A 17248-nucleotide genomic window follows, 5' to 3' on the forward strand; every position below is an offset into this window, starting at 1 on the left:
TGATTAAAAAACGAGCCAATTTTTCTCCCCCTTCGCAGGGGGAGGCGCACACATTATTCAGGACGTGGCTGAACCGGAGGTTTGACTTCCGGCGGGATCGGGCACACGTAAGGGGTTTCGGCGGTCAGTTCCTGGTGCGCCTGTTTCGCGGCGGCCATCAGCGTGCTGTCGGTCAGGGTGTCGATGGCGGTGGCGGCCATGATTTTGGCGACGTAAGCCAGCCCTTTGTGCGCGGCGGGCATTTTCCCCTGCGCGGTGAGTTGCCACGAATGGCCCGGTGTCCCGATGGCGTAAGTCGGGACGTGCGCCTGCACGGTGGGCATTTTCCAGCTGATGTCCCCGACGTCGGTCGACCCCAGCATCAGTTCGCCGGAGGTTTCCAGCGGGACAATGAATTCACATAACGGCGAGGCGTCCTGCGGTTTTTTGAGGCCGATGCGGCGGTAGGCGCTTTGCAAATCCTGCGGGCTGAGCGTGGCCTGAATTTCAGCGGCAAAGGCTTTGTCAGCCGCGTCGAATCCCAGCGGGCCGAGCAGTTCAAAGTTACGCTGCATGGCTTCTTCCAGCGGACGGTTGCCCAGCAGATTCGCCACGGCGCTCATGATGCTGATATCGACGGTGGTTTCGGTCATCATCGCCGCACCCTGAGCGACTTTCTTCACGCGCTCGTTGAGTTCAAACATGGCGTGAACGTCGCGTGAACGGATGGCGTAACGCACGGCGGCACGCGCCTGCACCACATTCGGCGCGATGCCGCCGGAATCGAGCATCGCGTAGTGAATACGGGAATCCTGCGGAACGTGTTCGCGCAGATAGTTGACGCCGACGTTCATCAGTTCAACGGCATCCAGCGCACTGCGGCCAAGATGCGGCGACGCGGCGGCGTGTGAGGAGCGGCCATGGAAGACGAAATCCATGCGGGTGTTGGCCAGCGATTCGGCGCGGGCGACTTCAGAAAAGGCATTCGGGTGCCAGGTGATGGCAATATCCACGCCGTCAAACGCCCCGGCGCGGGCCATAAAGGATTTCGCGGCACCGCCTTCTTCCGCCGGACAGCCGTAATAGCGCACGCGCCCCGGTGTACCGGTTTGTGCCAGCCAGTCTTTCAGCGCGGTGGCCGCCAGCATCGCGGCGGAACCCAGCAGGTTATGGCCGCAGCCGTGGCCCTGACCGTTGCCGGGCAGCGGTTCAGGACGGGCAATGCCTGCCACCTGACTCAGCCCCGGCAGCGCATCGTATTCGCCGAGAATCGCAATGATCGGGCCGCCTTCACCGGCTTCGCCCATCACTGCAGTCGGAATGTCAGCGACGTTTTCCGTGACGCGAAAACCCTGCTCTTTCAGCATCGCCGTGTGCTCGGCGACGGAACGGTATTCGGTATAGCAAATTTCCGGCATACCCCAGACGCGATCGCTCAGGGCGGTGAACAGGGCTTTTTTGGCGTCGACCAGGCTCCAGACGGTTTCTTTATTCTGCGCAGATGCGTTATTCAACGGAGACTCCTTGTGCCAGTGGCTACAGTTTCGTGAAGTGAATGTGTCGGAGGAACCTGTTCAGAATGTGTGCAGGGGCGGCAAAGATCCAATGAGTCTTTCATCTGACCCATTCTGAAATTGCATAGATTTTTTCAGGTATGCGAAAACGGCATAGTCAGTGTGACTCTCTGAACAGAAAGGATAATTTACAGGTCGCGGGGAGCTTCCCGCAGGCTGGCAGGCGTGGAGAAGAACATGTTTTGCCGCCTGAAAACGTCAGGCGACGGCGCGGGTCTGATGCAGCAGGCTGGCTTTATTCCACAGCCGTTCGGCCTGCGGGGTACGGAATTTTTCCAGCCGGTAAAGACGGATGCTGGCCTGAATATCCCAGCTGCGTTCCCCGGCACGGAGCAGCGATCCGCTCGCCAGTTCTTCACTAATCAGGCTGGTGGGCAGCCACGATACGCCGCAGCCGGACACGGTCATCGCTTTCAGTCCGCTGCACATCGGATTTTCGTAAATCGGTTTCAGCGGCAGCGGGCGCGAGGCAAACAGGGCGGTCAGCGCGTGGGCGAAGAAGGAACGGTTGCCGTAACTGAGATAAGGCAACGGGGTACGTGTGCCGCTAAAGGTGTGTAAAGGAAACAGCGGTTTGCCTTTATCGTCCGGCGCACACACCGCCAGCGCATTTTCTTTTCCCAGTTCGATATACGGAAAGCGTTCGAGCTGTTTCATCAGCGGAACCGAATCGTGAGCGTACGTCAGCAGAAAATCGGTTTCGCCATCCAGCAGCAGCGAAATATTGCCGCTGAAAGAGGGCTGCTGATCGCACAAGCGGATATAGCCGTACTGATGCGACGGGTCGATCTGGTTAATCCAGTCGGGGAAAAAGGTCAGGGAGAGGGTATTAAGCGCCGCGAAATGCACGATGGCGTGCTTCTGTGCATGACGCTCACGCAGATCGCTGCGCAACTGCGTCATGGAAAACACCAGTTCTGCGGCGGTATGCAGGAAATCCTGGCCTTCCGGAGTCAGTCGTATCGGGTAGGTTTTGCGGTCAAACAGCGGCACGCCTAACCATTCTTCCAGTTGTTTAATCCGGCGGCTCAGCGCGGACTGGGTGATGTTCCTTTCGCTGGCGGCTCGCGTAAAGCTATAGCACTGAGACACACTGAGAAAATCTTCAAACCACTTCAGTTCCATCACAAAACCTCTGGCGGGTGATAAGCCCTTAAGAACTAGCAAGAAGTGCGCCAGAGTTTAAAAACTGATTAACATATTGGTTTCAATCCATTTCGACCCACCCCCTGCCTTATGCTGGAAAAACAGGCAGGATCCGTTCGGATAATCAGCTGCACCACCAGCGTGCAATTGCGCTATTTTGGGGTGTTTTGCGGTGGCGTGCGCAAACGCTTTCGCTGACGACTCCGCGCCGTTTGCTGCACTTCTCAGCATTTTCCGCTGGTTTCCACCCCTATCTCAAAAATAACCGTTCATATATTCATCATTTAGCCAGAAATTTTTAGGGATTTAAAATGGGCGAAACCCCCAGGAATATTCTTTTACAAAGGGGAATGTGTGGTTATTCCCTGCGCAGACTGAACATTCGTCCTGAATTGGTTAACAAAATGTTTTTTTATGTTTGTTTGTTGTAACTCACAGTCTGTGTAAATGCCTGATGGTTATATTGACGTCAAGGAAAGGAGTTGCCAAATTGATAGCCCCAAGGAAGACCAGTGATTATTTCCGGTAAGATTTTGTAAAGCCAGCTTTACACTTCGAAGGAAAAAAATGGCAGTTCACCATGCTCTGGTTGGACTTATTGCAGCGCACGAGCAAACACAGTCACCCGCAAATAAAAATAAAGGGTGACGTGAGCTGTATACACAACACACACATCCACATCACCATTAATCGATGGAGCAGAAGCGATGACAATCTCTTTAGGTAAGTCGGGGCTACTGAAATTCAGTATGGGCCTGATTGCGCTGACCGTTGCGGCCAGTGTCCAGGCAAAAACGTTAGTGTATTGCTCTGAAGGTTCACCTGAAGGCTTTAACCCTCAGCTGTTCACCTCAGGCACCACGTATGACGCAAGCTCCGTGCCTATCTACAACCGTCTGGTTGAGTTCAAGATCGGGACCACTGAAATTCAGCCGGGTCTGGCTGAGAAGTGGGACGTGTCTGCTGATGGCAAAACCTACACCTTCCATCTGCGCAAGGGCGTGAAATGGCAGGACAACAAGGAATTCAAACCGACCCGTGATTTCAACGCGGACGACGTCGTGTATTCCTTCGAACGTCAGCTGGACAAAAATAACCCATACCACGGCGTTTCTGGCGGCAGCTACGAATACTTCGAAGGCATGGGCATGGGCGATCTGATCAACAAGATCGTGAAAGTGGACGACAACACCGTGCAGTTCGTGCTGAACCGTCCGGAGTCTCCATTCCTGGCTGACCTGGCGATGGACTTCGCTTCCATCCTGTCTGCGGAATACGCTGACAACATGCTGAAAGCGAAAACCCCTGAGAAAGTCGACCTGGATCCGATCGGTACCGGTCCGTTCCAGCTTCTGCAATACCAGAAAGATTCACGCATCCTCTACAAAGCCTTCCCGGGCTACTGGGGCACCAAGCCGCAGATCGACCGTTTAGTTTTCTCCATCACGCCTGACGCATCCGTGCGTTACGCGAAACTGCAGAAAAACGAATGCCAGGTCATGCCGTACCCGAACCCGGCAGATATCGCGGCAATGAAGAAAGATAAATCCATCAACCTGATGCAACAGCCAGGTCTGAACGTGGGTTATCTGTCCTTCAACGTTGAGAAGAAACCACTGGATGAAGTGAAAGTGCGTCAGGCACTGACCATGGCTGTGAACAAAAAAGCCATCATCGATGCGGTTTATCAGGGTGCTGGCCAGCCGGCTAAAAACCTGATCCCACCAACAATGTGGGGCTACAACAAAGACGTCGTGGATTACGAATACAATCCTGAGAAAGCCAAAGAGCTGCTGAAAGAAGCAGGTCACGCAGACGGTTTCACTATCGATCTGTGGGCGATGCCGGTACAGCGTCCGTACAACCCGAACGCACGCCGTATGGCTGAAATGATCCAGGCTGACTGGGCGAAAATTGGCGTGAAAGCCAACATCGTGACTTACGAGTGGGGCGAATACCTCAAGCGTGCGAAAAACGGCGAGCACCAGTCTGTGATGATGGGCTGGACCGGCGACAATGGGGATCCGGATAACTTCTTCGCCACCCTGTTCAGCTGTGCGGCAGCGAAAGACGGTTCCAACTACTCCCGCTGGTGTTACAAGCCGTTTGAAGATTTGATCCAGCCAGCCCGTGCTGAATCCGATCACGCCAAACGTGCTGCGCTGTACCAGCAGGCTCAGGTTGTGATGCATGACCAGGCACCTGCGCTGATCATCGCTCACTCCACCGTGTACGAACCTGTTCGTAAAGAAGTTAAAGGGTATGTCGTAGATCCGCTCGGCAAACACCACTTCGAAAACGTCTCAATGGAGTAATTGACTACTGAGCGCACAGGGAGCTGCGTTGTGCGGTGCTCGCAATTTTCGCCTACCTAATGGTATGTCTCAATTGCTCTGCTCCTCCGCCTTGCTCGCTGAGCGCTCACTACGTCTTTTAGTTCAGCGATATAAAGTTTTGTGAGCTATCAATAAGCCCGGCGAGCTACGGTTCTCCGGGCATTTTATACAGAGAGTACGGGATATGTTGCAGTTCATACTCCGACGTCTGGGGTTAGTTATCCCAACGTTTATCGGCATTACTTTGCTGACTTTTGCCTTCGTACACATGATACCAGGCGACCCGGTCACCATCATGGCAGGCGAGCGCGGTGTTTCCCCCGAACGTCACGCCCAGCTGATGGCAGATATGGGGCTCGACAAGCCTCTCTACCAACAATATTTCCACTACGTGAACGGCGTGCTGCATGGCGACCTGGGCACGTCCTTAAAAAGCCGCACCCCTGTCTGGCAGGAATTCGTACCGCGCTTTAAAGCAACACTGGAACTGGGCATCTGCGCGATGATTTTCGCGATCATTGTCGGTATCCCGGTGGGCGTGCTGGCGGCGGTAAAACGGGGATCGATATTCGACCACACGGCGGTGGGGATCTCGCTGACCGGCTATTCGATGCCGATATTCTGGTGGGGGATCATGCTGGTGATGCTGGTCTCGGTGCAGCTTAATCTGACGCCCGTGTCGGGGCGAATAAGCGACACCGTCTTCCTCGATGACAGCCTGCCGCTGACCGGCTTTATGCTGATCGACACGCTGTTCTGGGGCGAACCGGGTGATTTCGTCGATGCCGTGATGCACATGATTTTACCGGCCATCGTGCTGGGCACCATTCCGCTGGCGGTGATTGTGCGTATGACCCGTTCTTCCATGCTGGAAGTCCTGGGCGAAGACTACATCCGTACCGCGCGCGCCAAAGGCGTCAGCCGTATGCGGGTGATCGTCATTCACGCACTGCGCAATGCGCTGCTGCCGGTGGTGACCATCATTGGTTTGCAGGTCGGTACGCTGCTCGGCGGCGCCATCCTGACGGAAACCATCTTCTCCTGGCCGGGACTCGGCCGGTGGCTGATCGATGCACTCCAGCGCCGCGACTATCCGGTCGTGCAGGGCGGGGTGTTGCTGGTCGCTACTCTGATCATCGTGGTTAACCTGCTGGTAGATGTGCTCTACGGCGTGGTCAACCCGCGTATTCGCCACAAGAAATAAGGGGCGCACAATGTCTCAAACCACTGAGCCGGTCGCTAACGAGTTAGTGACGGCTGCGCCAGTGCCGATGCCGCCGATGCGCGAATTCTGGCATTACTTCAAGCGTAACAAAGGGGCCGTTGTCGGCCTGGCTTACATCATTATCATGCTGGTCATTGCGATTGGCGCGAACGTGATCGCTCCTCATCTGCCTGCTGAACAGTTCCGTGACGCACTGCTGCGCCCGCCGGTCTGGATGGAAGGCGGTAGCTGGAAATTTCTGCTGGGTACCGATGACGTGGGCCGCGATATTCTTTCGCGTCTGATGTACGGCGCGCGTTTATCGCTGCTGGTCGGCTGTCTGGTCGTTGTACTTTCGCTGATCCTCGGCGTGGTGTTCGGTCTGTTTGCCGGGTACTACGGCGGTGTGGTGGACGCCATCATCATGCGCGTGGTCGATATCATGCTGGCCCTGCCAAGTCTGTTGCTGGCACTGGTGCTGGTGGCGATTTTCGGTCCGTCGATTGTCAATGCCTCGCTGGCGCTGACCTTCGTGGCCTTACCGCACTATGTCCGCTTAACCCGCGCGGCGGTGCTGGTGGAAGTGAACCGCGACTATGTGACCGCGTCGCGCGTCGCCGGTGCCGGTTCTGCCCGTCAGATGTTCGTCAACATTTTACCTAACTGCTTAGCGCCGCTGATTGTTCAGGCATCGCTCGGCTTCTCCAACGCCATCCTCGATATGGCAGCGTTGGGCTTCCTCGGCATGGGCGCACAGCCGCCAACGCCGGAGTGGGGCACCATGCTGTCGGACGTCTTACAGTTTGCTCAAAGTGCCTGGTGGGTCGTGACCTTCCCGGGTGTGATCATCCTGCTGACGGTACTGGCATTTAACCTGATGGGTGATGGCCTGCGTGATGCCCTCGACCCTAAACTTAAGCAGTAAGGGGTTGGAGATGGAAACAACATTAACGAATGACGTTCAGGTCGGCAAAACGTTGCTGACCGTGGATAAGCTCTCCGTTCACTTTGGTGACGAAGGGACACCGTTCCGCGCGGTAGACCGTATCAGTTACAGCGTGAAACAGGGCGAAGTGGTCGGGATTGTCGGCGAGTCCGGCTCCGGTAAATCCGTCAGTTCACTGGCGCTGATGGGGCTGATCGACTTCCCCGGCAAAGTGATGGCAGAAAAACTGGAGTTCGGTGGCCGTAACCTGCAGGGCATCAGCGAAAAAGAGCGCCGCCAGATTGTCGGTGCCGAAGTCGCGATGATTTTCCAGGATCCGATGACCAGCCTGAACCCGTGTTACACCGTGGGTTTCCAGATTATGGAAGCCATCAAGGTGCATCAGGGCGGCAACAAAAAGACCCGTCGTCAGCGCACCATCGATCTGCTGAATCTGGTCGGTATTCCTGATCCGGCTTCGCGTCTCGATGTCTATCCGCATCAGCTTTCCGGCGGGATGAGCCAGCGCGTGATGATCGCCATGGCGATCGCCTGTCGCCCGAAACTGCTGATTGCCGATGAGCCGACGACCGCGCTCGACGTGACCATTCAGGCGCAGATCATCGAGCTGCTGCTTGAGCTGCAACAGAAAGAGAACATGGCGCTGATGCTGATCACCCATGACCTGGCGCTGGTGGCGGAAGCCGCGCATCACATCATCGTGATGTACGCCGGTCAGGTGGTGGAATCGGCCAAAGCCACGGAAATCTTCCGTGCGCCGCGCCATCCGTACACGCAGGCGTTGCTGCGATCCTTACCGGAATTCGCCGCGGATAAAGCCCGCTTACAGTCGTTGCCGGGCGTGGTGCCGGGTAAGTATGACCGCCCGAACGGCTGTCTGCTGAATCCGCGTTGTCCGTATGCGACCGACCGTTGCCGTAAAGAAGAACCTGCGCTGCGTGACCTCGCGAACGGGCGTCAGTCGAAGTGCCATTATCCGCTGGATGATGCCGGGAGACCTACTTATGAGTCCTGATAACACCAAAGCGCAGCCGCTGTTGCATGCGATTGACCTGAAAAAACATTACCCGGTGAAGAAGGGCATCTTCGGCCAGGAACGCACGGTGAAGGCGCTCGATGGCGTGTCGTTTACCCTCGAACGCGGCAAAACGCTGGCGGTGGTGGGCGAATCCGGCTGCGGGAAATCCACCCTTGGCCGTCTGCTGACCATGATTGAAGTGCCGACTGGCGGTGAACTGTATTATCGCGGGCAGGATTTGCTGAAACCTGACGCCACCGCTGAAAAGCTGCGTCGTCAGAAGATCCAAATCGTGTTCCAGAATCCTTACGGATCGCTCAACCCGCGTAAGAAAGTCGGGCAGATCCTCGAAGAACCGTTGCTGATCAACACCAAACTGACCCGCGAAGAACGTCGCGAGAAAGCGCTGGCGATGATGGCGAAGGTGGGCCTGAAAACCGAGCATTACGACCGCTATCCGCACATGTTCTCCGGCGGCCAGCGTCAGCGTATTGCTATCGCCCGCGGTCTGATGCTGGATCCGGACGTGGTGATCGCCGATGAACCGGTGTCCGCACTCGACGTTTCCGTGCGTGCGCAGGTACTGAACCTGATGATGGATTTGCAGCAGGATCTGGGGCTGTCCTACGTCTTCATCTCGCATGATTTGTCCGTGGTGGAACATATCGCCGACGAAGTGATGGTGATGTATCTCGGTCGCTGCGTGGAGAAGGGGTCGAAAGAAGCCGTCTTCAGCAATCCGCGCCATCCTTACACGCAGGCATTGCTGTCCGCAACGCCGCGTCTGAACCCGGACGAGCGCCGTGAACGCATCAAACTGACCGGCGAGCTGCCAAGCCCGCTGAATCCGCCAGCCGGTTGCGCGTTCAACGCCCGCTGCCGCCGCGCGTTCGGCACCTGCAAACAGTTCCAGCCGCAGCTGAAACAGTACGGTGACCAGCTTGTCGCCTGTTTCGCCGTCGACCAGGATGAAACCGGCACCACGCAGACGGTCGCCGTAAATCAGTAATCCCACGCCGATATAACGAAGCCCGCGAAAGCGGGCTTTTTTGTGTCTGTATTAAACGCCTTTACTCAGTGGATGCGTGGGCAGATACTTTTGAGCCAATAACCGACGAAAAGCAGAACTTAGAATATTCCAACAAGGGGAGTACGTCAGATGGTGAAAGGGATTGTTGTTATATTCTTTCTGGCAGTAATAGGTAATGCTTATGCCAGCGGGAAAACTGAAAATATATTGGTATTTAAAGGGAGTAAATTTTTAATAAATATTAAGAACAATTGCCCTGAGGGGTATGTAGATTGTCAGGACGTAGATTATTATTCGATAAATTTGAAAACAAAATCTGAATTGAGGTTAAAAGGAGAAACCTGGAATAAAAAAGGTAGTGATGATAACATTGGTTTTATTTTTAAAAACAAAGACTATATTTATACTATAAGTGATAGTGATACACCTATTACTTCATCGACTCCCGATAAATGCTATGGTCTGCTCCAGCTTAATGTTTATCATAACAATACATTGATTGCACATGATGATGAAGTATGCGAAAAATGAAGCGCCACAGAATAATTTATTGTGGCGCAGCGCACCTTGCGTTAATACACCCTTTCATCCCAAATGCTATACCCCGTCGTACCCGCAGTATGATGAGTTGCGATGATAGACTGGTAATTAAATGAGATCACTTCAAAAGATTGCGTGTCATGACCCGGAATATTCTCCGGGTCATAAGATGAAATATGGCATAGGGTCGCTTGGGTTAATCTGACAGTATAATATTTTTCTTGTTTCCCGGTATTGGAGGTTCTGTATTTATCCAGAATCACTTCCATTTCTTCATTAGTAGAAACACCAATCATCAGTAATGGTGATGATTTATCTATTGGTTTCTTAATAATCAATGGGTGATGATTAACGTTTTGCTCCCGACTAATATCATGATCAGCGGAGTAGACAAGTATCTGATCCTCATGACCTGCCTGATATCGGTTGCCAATAGAATCATAGGTTGAACAACCCGCTGAAATGAGCCCCTGATTCTTTCCTTTTATCGTTAAGTATAAGTTGTTAGCCATATTAAACGTCCCATGTTTTCCTTTGATGTTCTATTCAAAACCTTTCTGTTGATCTTCGCAACAAAACATACGGCTCCGGACCTTCCCTGAAAATACCCCTTTCGTTTACTTTAACCGATAATAATACCCGCCATGGTGCCGCGTAATGCCTTAATTAACAGGGTGTTTTCTATTATTATCTGTGCCACGTAACCTGAGATTTTCTTTTGTGGTTTTTTCATAATGTTTAGAATTTTACAATTCAGATCAATATATTGTTATAAATTCGTATTAGTGTAAGGGTCAGACATGATGACATGAGTGAATCATTACCGAAGATTAATTTATTTTTTATATGGATAGCTCTTATGCATTCTCATTATGAATTGTTCATTGAGCTGCATGCTTTCATGAAAAAGGAATTTACATGTCGCAGATCAGATTACCCGCTGTTATTTACGCTACGCAACCAGGTCATAAGACTCGGGATGATTTAAATTGTGGTGATATGACCGAGCACGAACTTAAGACTGTTTACGGTCTTGATGATGTATCAGCTAAAGTGAATCCCTATAATTTTACCCGGAAGAGCGAAATATCGCTTACTCCTTTCATGGATTACAGCGCGTTTAATTTCCCGACTTCCTCTGTTACTGACCCCTTCGACCATGATCCAGCTTTGTTCCGTCGTTTACACGATGAAATGATGAATACCCTTAACCGGCAGCAATGTTCCGATATTCTGTTTGATGAAATGAGGGCGTTGTCTAAGCCCTTTGCTTTATATGGTGCTTATAGCGAACTTATTGTGAAAATGATAAATCATTTACAAGGTAACAGTGGCACCGTTTTCAGGGATTATCTTTTGAATAAGGCTCTGAAGGATCAGATTGACCATGATTTTTCTGCGAGTAGCAGTCTGAATACCATAAAAGCGACTCTACTCAAGAGAATACACTGGGAACGTAATATTTATCCTCAGGATGATGAGCATTTTTTTGGCAGAGATTTAAACTTGAGCGTCCTTCCAAAATTTAGAAGATTCAAAGATAATTTCAATGGCATGGGAATAACTGTTCACGATACTTATGCCACTCAAATAACACTAAAAGAACTCACTATTACGGATGGTAAATATAAGGCTCTTGTAAATTATAAGGTGCAGGATCATTTTGGATTAGATAAGACAGATATTTCAAATATTAAATTCAGAAACTTGCGTTTTTTCAGAATATGGTTTGTTCTACAACGTTGGGAAAAATTTGGATTTAAACCATTTATAACTGAGATGAATTCAGATATTTATTTTTATGGAGGTATTAGATGAAACAAAAATACGCCTTCATTATTATATTAATGACGATTTTATTCATTTACTTCTTTTTTATGAGAAAAGCGAGAGTTATCTATGTTCATGAAGATGAATATAATACCGTTATCGTTGTTAGAAATTTCCCGATTACCCAATGGGGCAAAATATTCTGGTGGGAAAATAACAAGGACTTTATTAAAGAAAAATATGGAGTCCCAAAAAATTATAATAAGGGTGATTATTCCATAGCTATATTGGATGAAAGTGATGGGTTTAAAAAGGACACTGAAGCTAATTTCTATTGGTTTAGTTTTGAACATACCGATCTCTATTGTTTTGATGAAATTAAGTCAGAAAAAAGATGTGTGGAAAAAAATATTTTAATGAATATTCAAAATGGAATGGATAAGAAAATATTCTATTATATAGACGGGAAGTTAATAGTAAAATGATAAGGTTATGTTCGATGAAAGATATGTTAATTAACAAGGTGTTTTGGCACTCCTGCCCATCATACTTTAATTCTTTGTTTGAGTGATTTCTTCAATGGAAATAGATACATCTGCCATTTGCAATTCAATGAAAAAGAAGATAATTATCGTCTCTGTTCTGTGTGTTGTAATATCAGCATGCTTTCTTCTCTTTAGAAAAACAGAGGTTATTTTCTTACAACATGTGGAAGGGGTAACCGATATTGTCGTCAGAAACTTCCCACTGACTCAGGTAGGTAAAATAATTTGGTGGGAAAATAATAAAGATAACCCTCTAATAAAAAATGAGATATCTGATGTTGATGAATACGGTAATTATTTTGTAGGGATAGAAGATATTGGTGTGGGGTTTATAACAGTGTCAGAGGCAAGATTTACATCATGGTATTCGTTTTCAAGGAATGATCTGATTTGTTTTGAAGAAATAAAATCAGAAAGGAGATGTATAGAGAAAAATAATTTAATGATGATCCACAATAGTAGGGATAATAAAACAGTCTACTATATTGACGGGGATTCAATAAAAAAATGATAAGGATATTTTTACGCTATTGTATTAAAGGGGTTAGAAAATTAGTGATGAGCAAAAAAAACATGACAGTGTGCGTTCTACTTGCTGTACTTTATCTGTTCCAATTTTCCACCAGAAATCCTGAAATTATTCATGTGGTTCAAGATGTTGCCACAATGGATATTGTGGTTAAACAACCTCCTCTGAGCCAGAAAGGTAAAATCATATGGTGGGAAGCTCACGAAGCGGCTATTGAGAAAAAATATGGATCCCCCTGGCGTGGTGAAAATGGTTTTTATTACGTCAGTATTTTAGATGGCGGAAATGGCTTCAGAAAATCATCAGAAAATAATTCAAATTGGTTTTCTTTTTCTCACAAAAATCTTTATTGTTTTCATGACATAAAATCAGAAGAAAGATGTTTTGAGAATGAAATCCTAATGACGGTGATTTACGATGGAAGTAACAAAGTCTCATATTTAATAGATAATGATGAAATATTGAAAAAGTAAAGAAATGAATAATAAAAATTTATTTGGTGGCAATGATTTAAGAAGCATAAGACGTTAACGCAAATAGTGAAGCTAAATATCGAACAATACTTATTCTGAAAAAAGCAAAAAAAATGCCCGACAGTGCATATCGGGCAAACGGACTTAATGGAACTTATTATTGTGACTACGTTCGCGATCAAGGTGTGAAGGTGATCGGTTTTTGAGGTTACTGCTACCATCATCCGTGGTTCGGTGACGTGCTGTTGATCAGCGGTCGGCAGGCGTTGCCATTGGCATGTCGTTATGCTGACCAAAGCGGTAGACCACACCGGCAGAGACGGAACTGACATCGCTGCTGATGCCGATCTGATTCGAGTTGCCCACGTTGCTGACCCACTGGTATTCCAGACGGCCTGCCCAGTTTTTGGTGAAGGCATATTCCGTACCGACTGCCGCCAGAGGGCGAACACCGGTTTCGAAATTGTCATGACCGTTGTTTTTGGTTTCAGCGCGGTACGCCATGGCACCGGCACGGCCATAAATATCCCAGTCATCGGTCAGACCGTAGCTGGCTTTCAGGGACATTTGCAGGCCCTGGCTTTCCAGTTTGGAGCCGGAAGCACCGTGGTTACCGTGAATATCCATGTTGCCCATATAATCGTAGCCGCCTTCAACCGCCAGCCATGGGGTGATCTGATACCCGCCGAATACGCCGCCGCTGACATTGTCTTTGTCGTAATCAAAGTCGGTGGCTTTGCTGAGGTTATCGTTGAAGTTGCCTTTACCGCTGGCATCAAAATAGTGTGACCAGCCCAGTTTTGCCCCGCCGTACCAGGTATTGGTATCCGCAGCGGCATAGACGCTGGAGACAGCGCAGACGTTTAATAAAAGTATCGCGACAAGTGTCTTTTTCATATATTCCCCGGATTCTGTTTCTGTCCGCCGTGGAACAGAATGTCTTGAAGTGTGAAGTTGTCGGGGGAAATACTAATTAAAAATCCTGATGGGATAAAACGGTAATCTGTTTAAAATTAAATTTTGGAAGTATCGGGAATAATTATTATTCCCGGATGGCTAAAATTCTTCAGGTAATTGAGTCAGTTCCAGTAAATATCCTCCGCGACTGGTCTCGATATAGTCACCGGCTTTAAGGGCGTGAATGACATTTAATACACTGCTGCGCGATAAATGCGTGCGCTCCTGAATATATTCGAGAATAGAGATGCGTAAGCGGGTGTCAGCAGGTAACAGGATCATCTCCTGTAAATGGTTTCTGATGACTGAATAAGTGCGTTGCTGGACGACCAGCGCGTCGCGGTAGAAAAGATAGCTGCTGAAGTACGACAGGGTAGCGGCGACATCCTGCCAGAGGGTGTTTTCACTGAAAATCGCCATGGCCTGAGCGGCATCCACACGACGCAGCGCAGCCTGCGTATCCACGCGTAATGTCTGGCTGTGAACCTTCTGCATCGCTTCGGCAATCCCGAAGACCAGCGGTTCATAAGCCGTTGCCATCACCAGCCCGTCAGAGGCGCGCAGCACCGACACTTCGCCTTCCAGAAACAGATAAAACTGCGGATTACCCTGATAAGCCCACGCCAGTCTTTTACGCGGAACGACAGTGATGGGAGTACTGACCGGCATAAGCGCGGATATCAGCCGACTGACAGATTCTTCAGGACGTTGCGGGGGCGTTATTTTCACGGTTCCTCACTCGATACGTTGTTCGTTTCATCTATTATAGCCAGGTATATTAACTATTCTTTTTACCTTAATAGATAATAATACCTTTTTCCAGCGTGGATCTAAGAATGAAGAGTCTCCTCTTTTTACTGCTCAGCAGTACCCAATCACCCTGACGTGATTTTTTGTCGGCATCCTTTGATAAGGAAATTCGATTTTGACAATGTAGATCAATAATTAATTTAATAGTCGTATTAATGTGGTGAGCAATCATCGCATGCGTTGATTTACCTCTGTAATTAACAATGTTTTTATATGGTCAGGGCTTTTATATATGCGATATGAATAACTATACCACTGCGTCCTTTTAGAGGAGATGACTATGTCTCAGATATCATTACCGTCCCTTATTTATTCGACTCCGCCCGGAAAGAAATCCCTGGATGATTTAAATTATGGTGACCTGACAGAACAAGAACTCAAAGTATAATGAGCAAACATAAATTGGATTTAATAATTTTTTTAACAGTGCTGATCGTTTTTTTGGGTGTTATAAGAAAACCTGAGATTATGCTTGTTCAGCAAGATGATAACTATACGGATATAGTCGTAAAAAACTTCCCGCTTACACAGTTTAGAAAAATGATGTGGTGGAAAAATAACAGGGCTATCATAAAGGAAAACTACAACTCACCACGCCCTGATAAATACGGGAATTATCATATAGTCATTTGGGATGGTAATGATGGTTTTAGGAAGATGCCTGTCGGTTCGACCTTCCTCAGTTCGGATACTCATGATCTCTATTGTTTTTCGGTGCCAGACTCCGGGGAAAGCTGCATTGAGAAAAATATAGTGATGGAAATACAAAACTGGAGAAATGGTAAAACAATGATCCGTATCGGTAATGATGAAATAATACAGTCACCACAGAACGAATGAAGTATTCCATTCTGTGGTGATCAATATTGCTCCCTTACCCTTTATGACTTGCCCACCAGCTCAGCAGTTGCAGGGTGGAAGAGTAGTAATCGTCTTTCGGGGCCAGATTCGGGCTGATGGCCGCGGCATTCGCCATGGTGAAATCACGAACGGCTAATAAGCCCGGCGACATGTTGTAGCCCGCTCTGGTGCCGGTCATCACGTCGATCCAGGCTGGCGTCGCGTTACGCGGCGATTTCTGCCACCACAAGATGAACGGTGCCATCTGCGGGCTGCCCGGATGCGCCCAGCCGAGATACAGCGGGATACGCACGGCATCGTAACTGAACCGCGTCGGCCAGCGGCTGGCCGGTTTCAGGGTGCCATCGGCCTGCATATCGACCCAGTCGGTCGGCAGACGGAATTCACCAAACGCCATTTTACTGAGCATCGCGGTGCCGCTTTCATCCAGATCTTTCCATACTTTCAGATGGCTGTGGGCATAAAACGCCTGCCACGCCGGGAAGATGAAGTAAGACGGATTGACGGTCACGTTGCTGGTCTGGTTGAAACCTTTCACGCCCGGCAGCATCACTTTGTAACCGGCATAATCAATCACATTGTATTTGATCAGCGCCGCCTGCAATTTCTCCGAGGCTTTGGTGTAACGGCTGTCGTTCCACTTATCGCCCGCCAGCAGGAGCGCCCAGGCCATCAGCGTATCGCCGTCGGAGGCGTTGTTAGTGTCCGCCACATGCGGGGTGCTGTTCGGATCGTAACGCCATGAATACAGACCGATATCCTGGCGGTACAGCGTGGTGTTTGCCCACTGCCACAGTTTGTCGAATGTCGTCTGATCGTCGTTAAAGACCGCCAGCAGCATGCTGAAACCCTGCCCTTCGGTGTGGCTGACGTTTTTATTTGCAGTATCGATGATTCGCCCGTCAGGCATCAGAAAGCGACTTTTATACGCAGACCAGCCAGAATCCTGAGCCATTACAGCGGAACTGAAAAACGCAAAGATAAGGCTGAACCACAGCACCCGTCTGTAGCGTCGAAATGCCAACATAGAAATTCCTTACAAACCATTTTGATAACGGAAAACGAATGCGCCTTCCGGCGTGCTTTCCTGCCAGCGCAGCGGAACATACGGCTGCCCGCCCTGCGATAACAGCCATCCGGCATACAGGCCTTCAAACAACGCGATCAGCGCGATACGCCACAGCTCGTCGTCCTGTCCCTGCGGAGAAACCGGCCAGGCGATGTGTACCAGCGCCAGTTGTTGCTGGGTGGCTTCCAGTTTCACCACACCCCAGTCAAAACGACTGAGGATGTGATTGATATTGTCTTCCAGTTCGCCGAGCGTCGCCGAGACGGGCAACGGATGCTGGCTTGCCAGATTGTTGCCCATCAGCGTGAGAAAACGGCGACCGTCTTCATCGTCAGCGGAGGCCAGAATACCTGAAAATAGCACCTGCACCAGGCTTTGCCAGCCCGGTGTGGTGTGACGCTGGCGGTAATATTCCTGCGCGACCTGCGTGTAATTGTTTTCTTGCATGGTTTTAGTCCACC

General features: G+C 49.7%; 18 protein-coding genes. 11 read left to right on the top strand and 7 right to left on the bottom strand.

Annotated features, from left to right (window positions below; genetic code table 11):
* Positions 1 to 53 precede the first annotated feature (53 nt).
* On the bottom strand, positions 54 to 1493 hold the full coding sequence (locus EDF78_RS10420; protein ID WP_119825494.1) for a M20 family metallopeptidase: 1440 nt from the start codon (positions 1491 to 1493) through the stop codon (positions 54 to 56).
* 258 nt (positions 1494 to 1751) lie between these two features.
* Positions 1752 to 2678, bottom strand: coding sequence for a LysR family transcriptional regulator (locus tag EDF78_RS10425; RefSeq protein WP_119825492.1), 927 nt, complete (start codon positions 2676 to 2678; stop codon positions 1752 to 1754).
* A gap of 728 nt (positions 2679 to 3406) precedes the next feature.
* Here EDF78_RS10425 and dppA point away from each other — a divergent pair.
* The 6 genes from dppA (at position 3407) to EDF78_RS10455 (ending at position 9764) form a co-directional block, all read left to right on the top strand.
* The gene (gene dppA, locus EDF78_RS10430; RefSeq protein WP_133823052.1) at positions 3407 to 5014 is read left to right on the top strand and encodes a dipeptide ABC transporter periplasmic-binding protein DppA; all 1608 of its coding nucleotides are present in this window, start codon (positions 3407 to 3409) and stop codon (positions 5012 to 5014) included.
* A 205-nt stretch (positions 5015 to 5219) separates the two neighbouring features.
* Entirely contained in the window at positions 5220 to 6239 is a 1020-nt protein-coding gene (dppB, locus tag EDF78_RS10435; protein WP_013573445.1) for a dipeptide ABC transporter permease DppB, read from the top strand.
* 10 nt (positions 6240 to 6249) lie between these two features.
* Positions 6250 to 7164: a dipeptide ABC transporter permease DppC gene (gene dppC / locus EDF78_RS10440; protein WP_095923949.1), complete on the top strand. Its 915-nt coding sequence runs from the start codon at positions 6250 to 6252 to the stop codon at positions 7162 to 7164.
* A 10-nt stretch (positions 7165 to 7174) separates the two neighbouring features.
* On the top strand, positions 7175 to 8200 hold the full coding sequence (gene dppD / locus EDF78_RS10445; RefSeq protein WP_095923948.1) for a dipeptide ABC transporter ATP-binding protein: 1026 nt from the start codon (positions 7175 to 7177) through the stop codon (positions 8198 to 8200).
* A complete protein-coding gene (dppF, locus tag EDF78_RS10450; RefSeq protein ID WP_095923947.1) occupies positions 8190 to 9212 on the top strand; it encodes a dipeptide ABC transporter ATP-binding subunit DppF in 1023 nt (340 codons plus the stop codon). The genes dppD and dppF overlap by 11 nt, the downstream gene beginning before the upstream one ends.
* Before the next feature lie 150 nt (positions 9213 to 9362).
* Entirely contained in the window at positions 9363 to 9764 is a 402-nt protein-coding gene (locus EDF78_RS10455; protein ID WP_133823053.1) for a hypothetical protein, read from the top strand.
* A gap of 41 nt (positions 9765 to 9805) precedes the next feature.
* On the opposite strand, the gene EDF78_RS10460 is transcribed toward EDF78_RS10455, so the two are convergent.
* Positions 9806 to 10285, bottom strand: coding sequence for an Hcp family type VI secretion system effector (locus tag EDF78_RS10460; protein WP_119825488.1), 480 nt, complete (start codon positions 10283 to 10285; stop codon positions 9806 to 9808).
* A 406-nt stretch (positions 10286 to 10691) separates the two neighbouring features.
* On the opposite strand from EDF78_RS10460, the gene EDF78_RS10465 reads away from it, so the two are divergent.
* The 4 genes from EDF78_RS10465 to EDF78_RS10480 all read left to right on the top strand — a co-directional run bounded on the left by EDF78_RS10465 (position 10692) and on the right by EDF78_RS10480 (position 13090).
* Positions 10692 to 11591 (top strand): DUF3289 family protein, encoded by a 900-nt coding sequence (locus EDF78_RS10465; RefSeq protein WP_133823054.1) that lies wholly within the window; start codon positions 10692 to 10694, stop codon positions 11589 to 11591.
* Entirely contained in the window at positions 11588 to 12028 is a 441-nt protein-coding gene (locus tag EDF78_RS10470) for a DUF943 family protein (protein WP_133823055.1), read from the top strand. Before EDF78_RS10465 ends, EDF78_RS10470 begins: the two co-directional genes overlap by 4 nt.
* Positions 12029 to 12122: 94 nt before the next feature.
* Complete coding sequence (locus EDF78_RS10475; protein WP_133823056.1) at positions 12123 to 12599, top strand: DUF943 family protein; 477 nt, start codon at positions 12123 to 12125, stop codon at positions 12597 to 12599.
* Positions 12600 to 12646: 47 nt separating this feature from the next.
* Complete coding sequence (locus EDF78_RS10480; protein ID WP_166654454.1) at positions 12647 to 13090, top strand: DUF943 family protein; 444 nt, start codon at positions 12647 to 12649, stop codon at positions 13088 to 13090.
* A 249-nt stretch (positions 13091 to 13339) separates the two neighbouring features.
* On the opposite strand, the gene EDF78_RS10485 is transcribed toward EDF78_RS10480, so the two are convergent.
* Positions 13340 to 13987 carry an outer membrane beta-barrel protein gene (locus tag EDF78_RS10485; protein ID WP_095923946.1) on the bottom strand — a complete coding sequence of 216 codons (648 nt, stop codon included), beginning with the start codon at positions 13985 to 13987 and terminating at the stop codon, positions 13340 to 13342.
* A 159-nt stretch (positions 13988 to 14146) separates the two neighbouring features.
* A complete protein-coding gene (locus EDF78_RS10490) occupies positions 14147 to 14776 on the bottom strand; it encodes a helix-turn-helix domain-containing protein (protein ID WP_133823058.1) in 630 nt (209 codons plus the stop codon).
* A gap of 468 nt (positions 14777 to 15244) precedes the next feature.
* Between EDF78_RS10490 and EDF78_RS10495 the strand changes: the two genes are divergently transcribed.
* On the top strand, positions 15245 to 15697 hold the full coding sequence (locus tag EDF78_RS10495; RefSeq protein ID WP_133823059.1) for a DUF943 family protein: 453 nt from the start codon (positions 15245 to 15247) through the stop codon (positions 15695 to 15697).
* Positions 15698 to 15731: 34 nt separating this feature from the next.
* Here EDF78_RS10495 and EDF78_RS10500 read toward each other — a convergent pair whose 3' ends face one another.
* Both EDF78_RS10500 and bcsD read right to left on the bottom strand, forming a co-directional pair.
* Positions 15732 to 16745, bottom strand: coding sequence for a glycosyl hydrolase family 8 (locus EDF78_RS10500; RefSeq protein WP_133823060.1), 1014 nt, complete (start codon positions 16743 to 16745; stop codon positions 15732 to 15734).
* Positions 16746 to 16754: 9 nt separating this feature from the next.
* Positions 16755 to 17234, bottom strand: coding sequence for a cellulose biosynthesis protein BcsD (gene bcsD, locus EDF78_RS10505; RefSeq protein WP_119825470.1), 480 nt, complete (start codon positions 17232 to 17234; stop codon positions 16755 to 16757).
* Positions 17235 to 17248: the final 14 nt, after the last annotated feature.

It is taken from the genome of Rahnella sp. BIGb0236 (genome assembly GCF_004364755.1).
GTDB lineage: Bacteria > Pseudomonadota > Gammaproteobacteria > Enterobacterales > Enterobacteriaceae > Rahnella > Rahnella victoriana.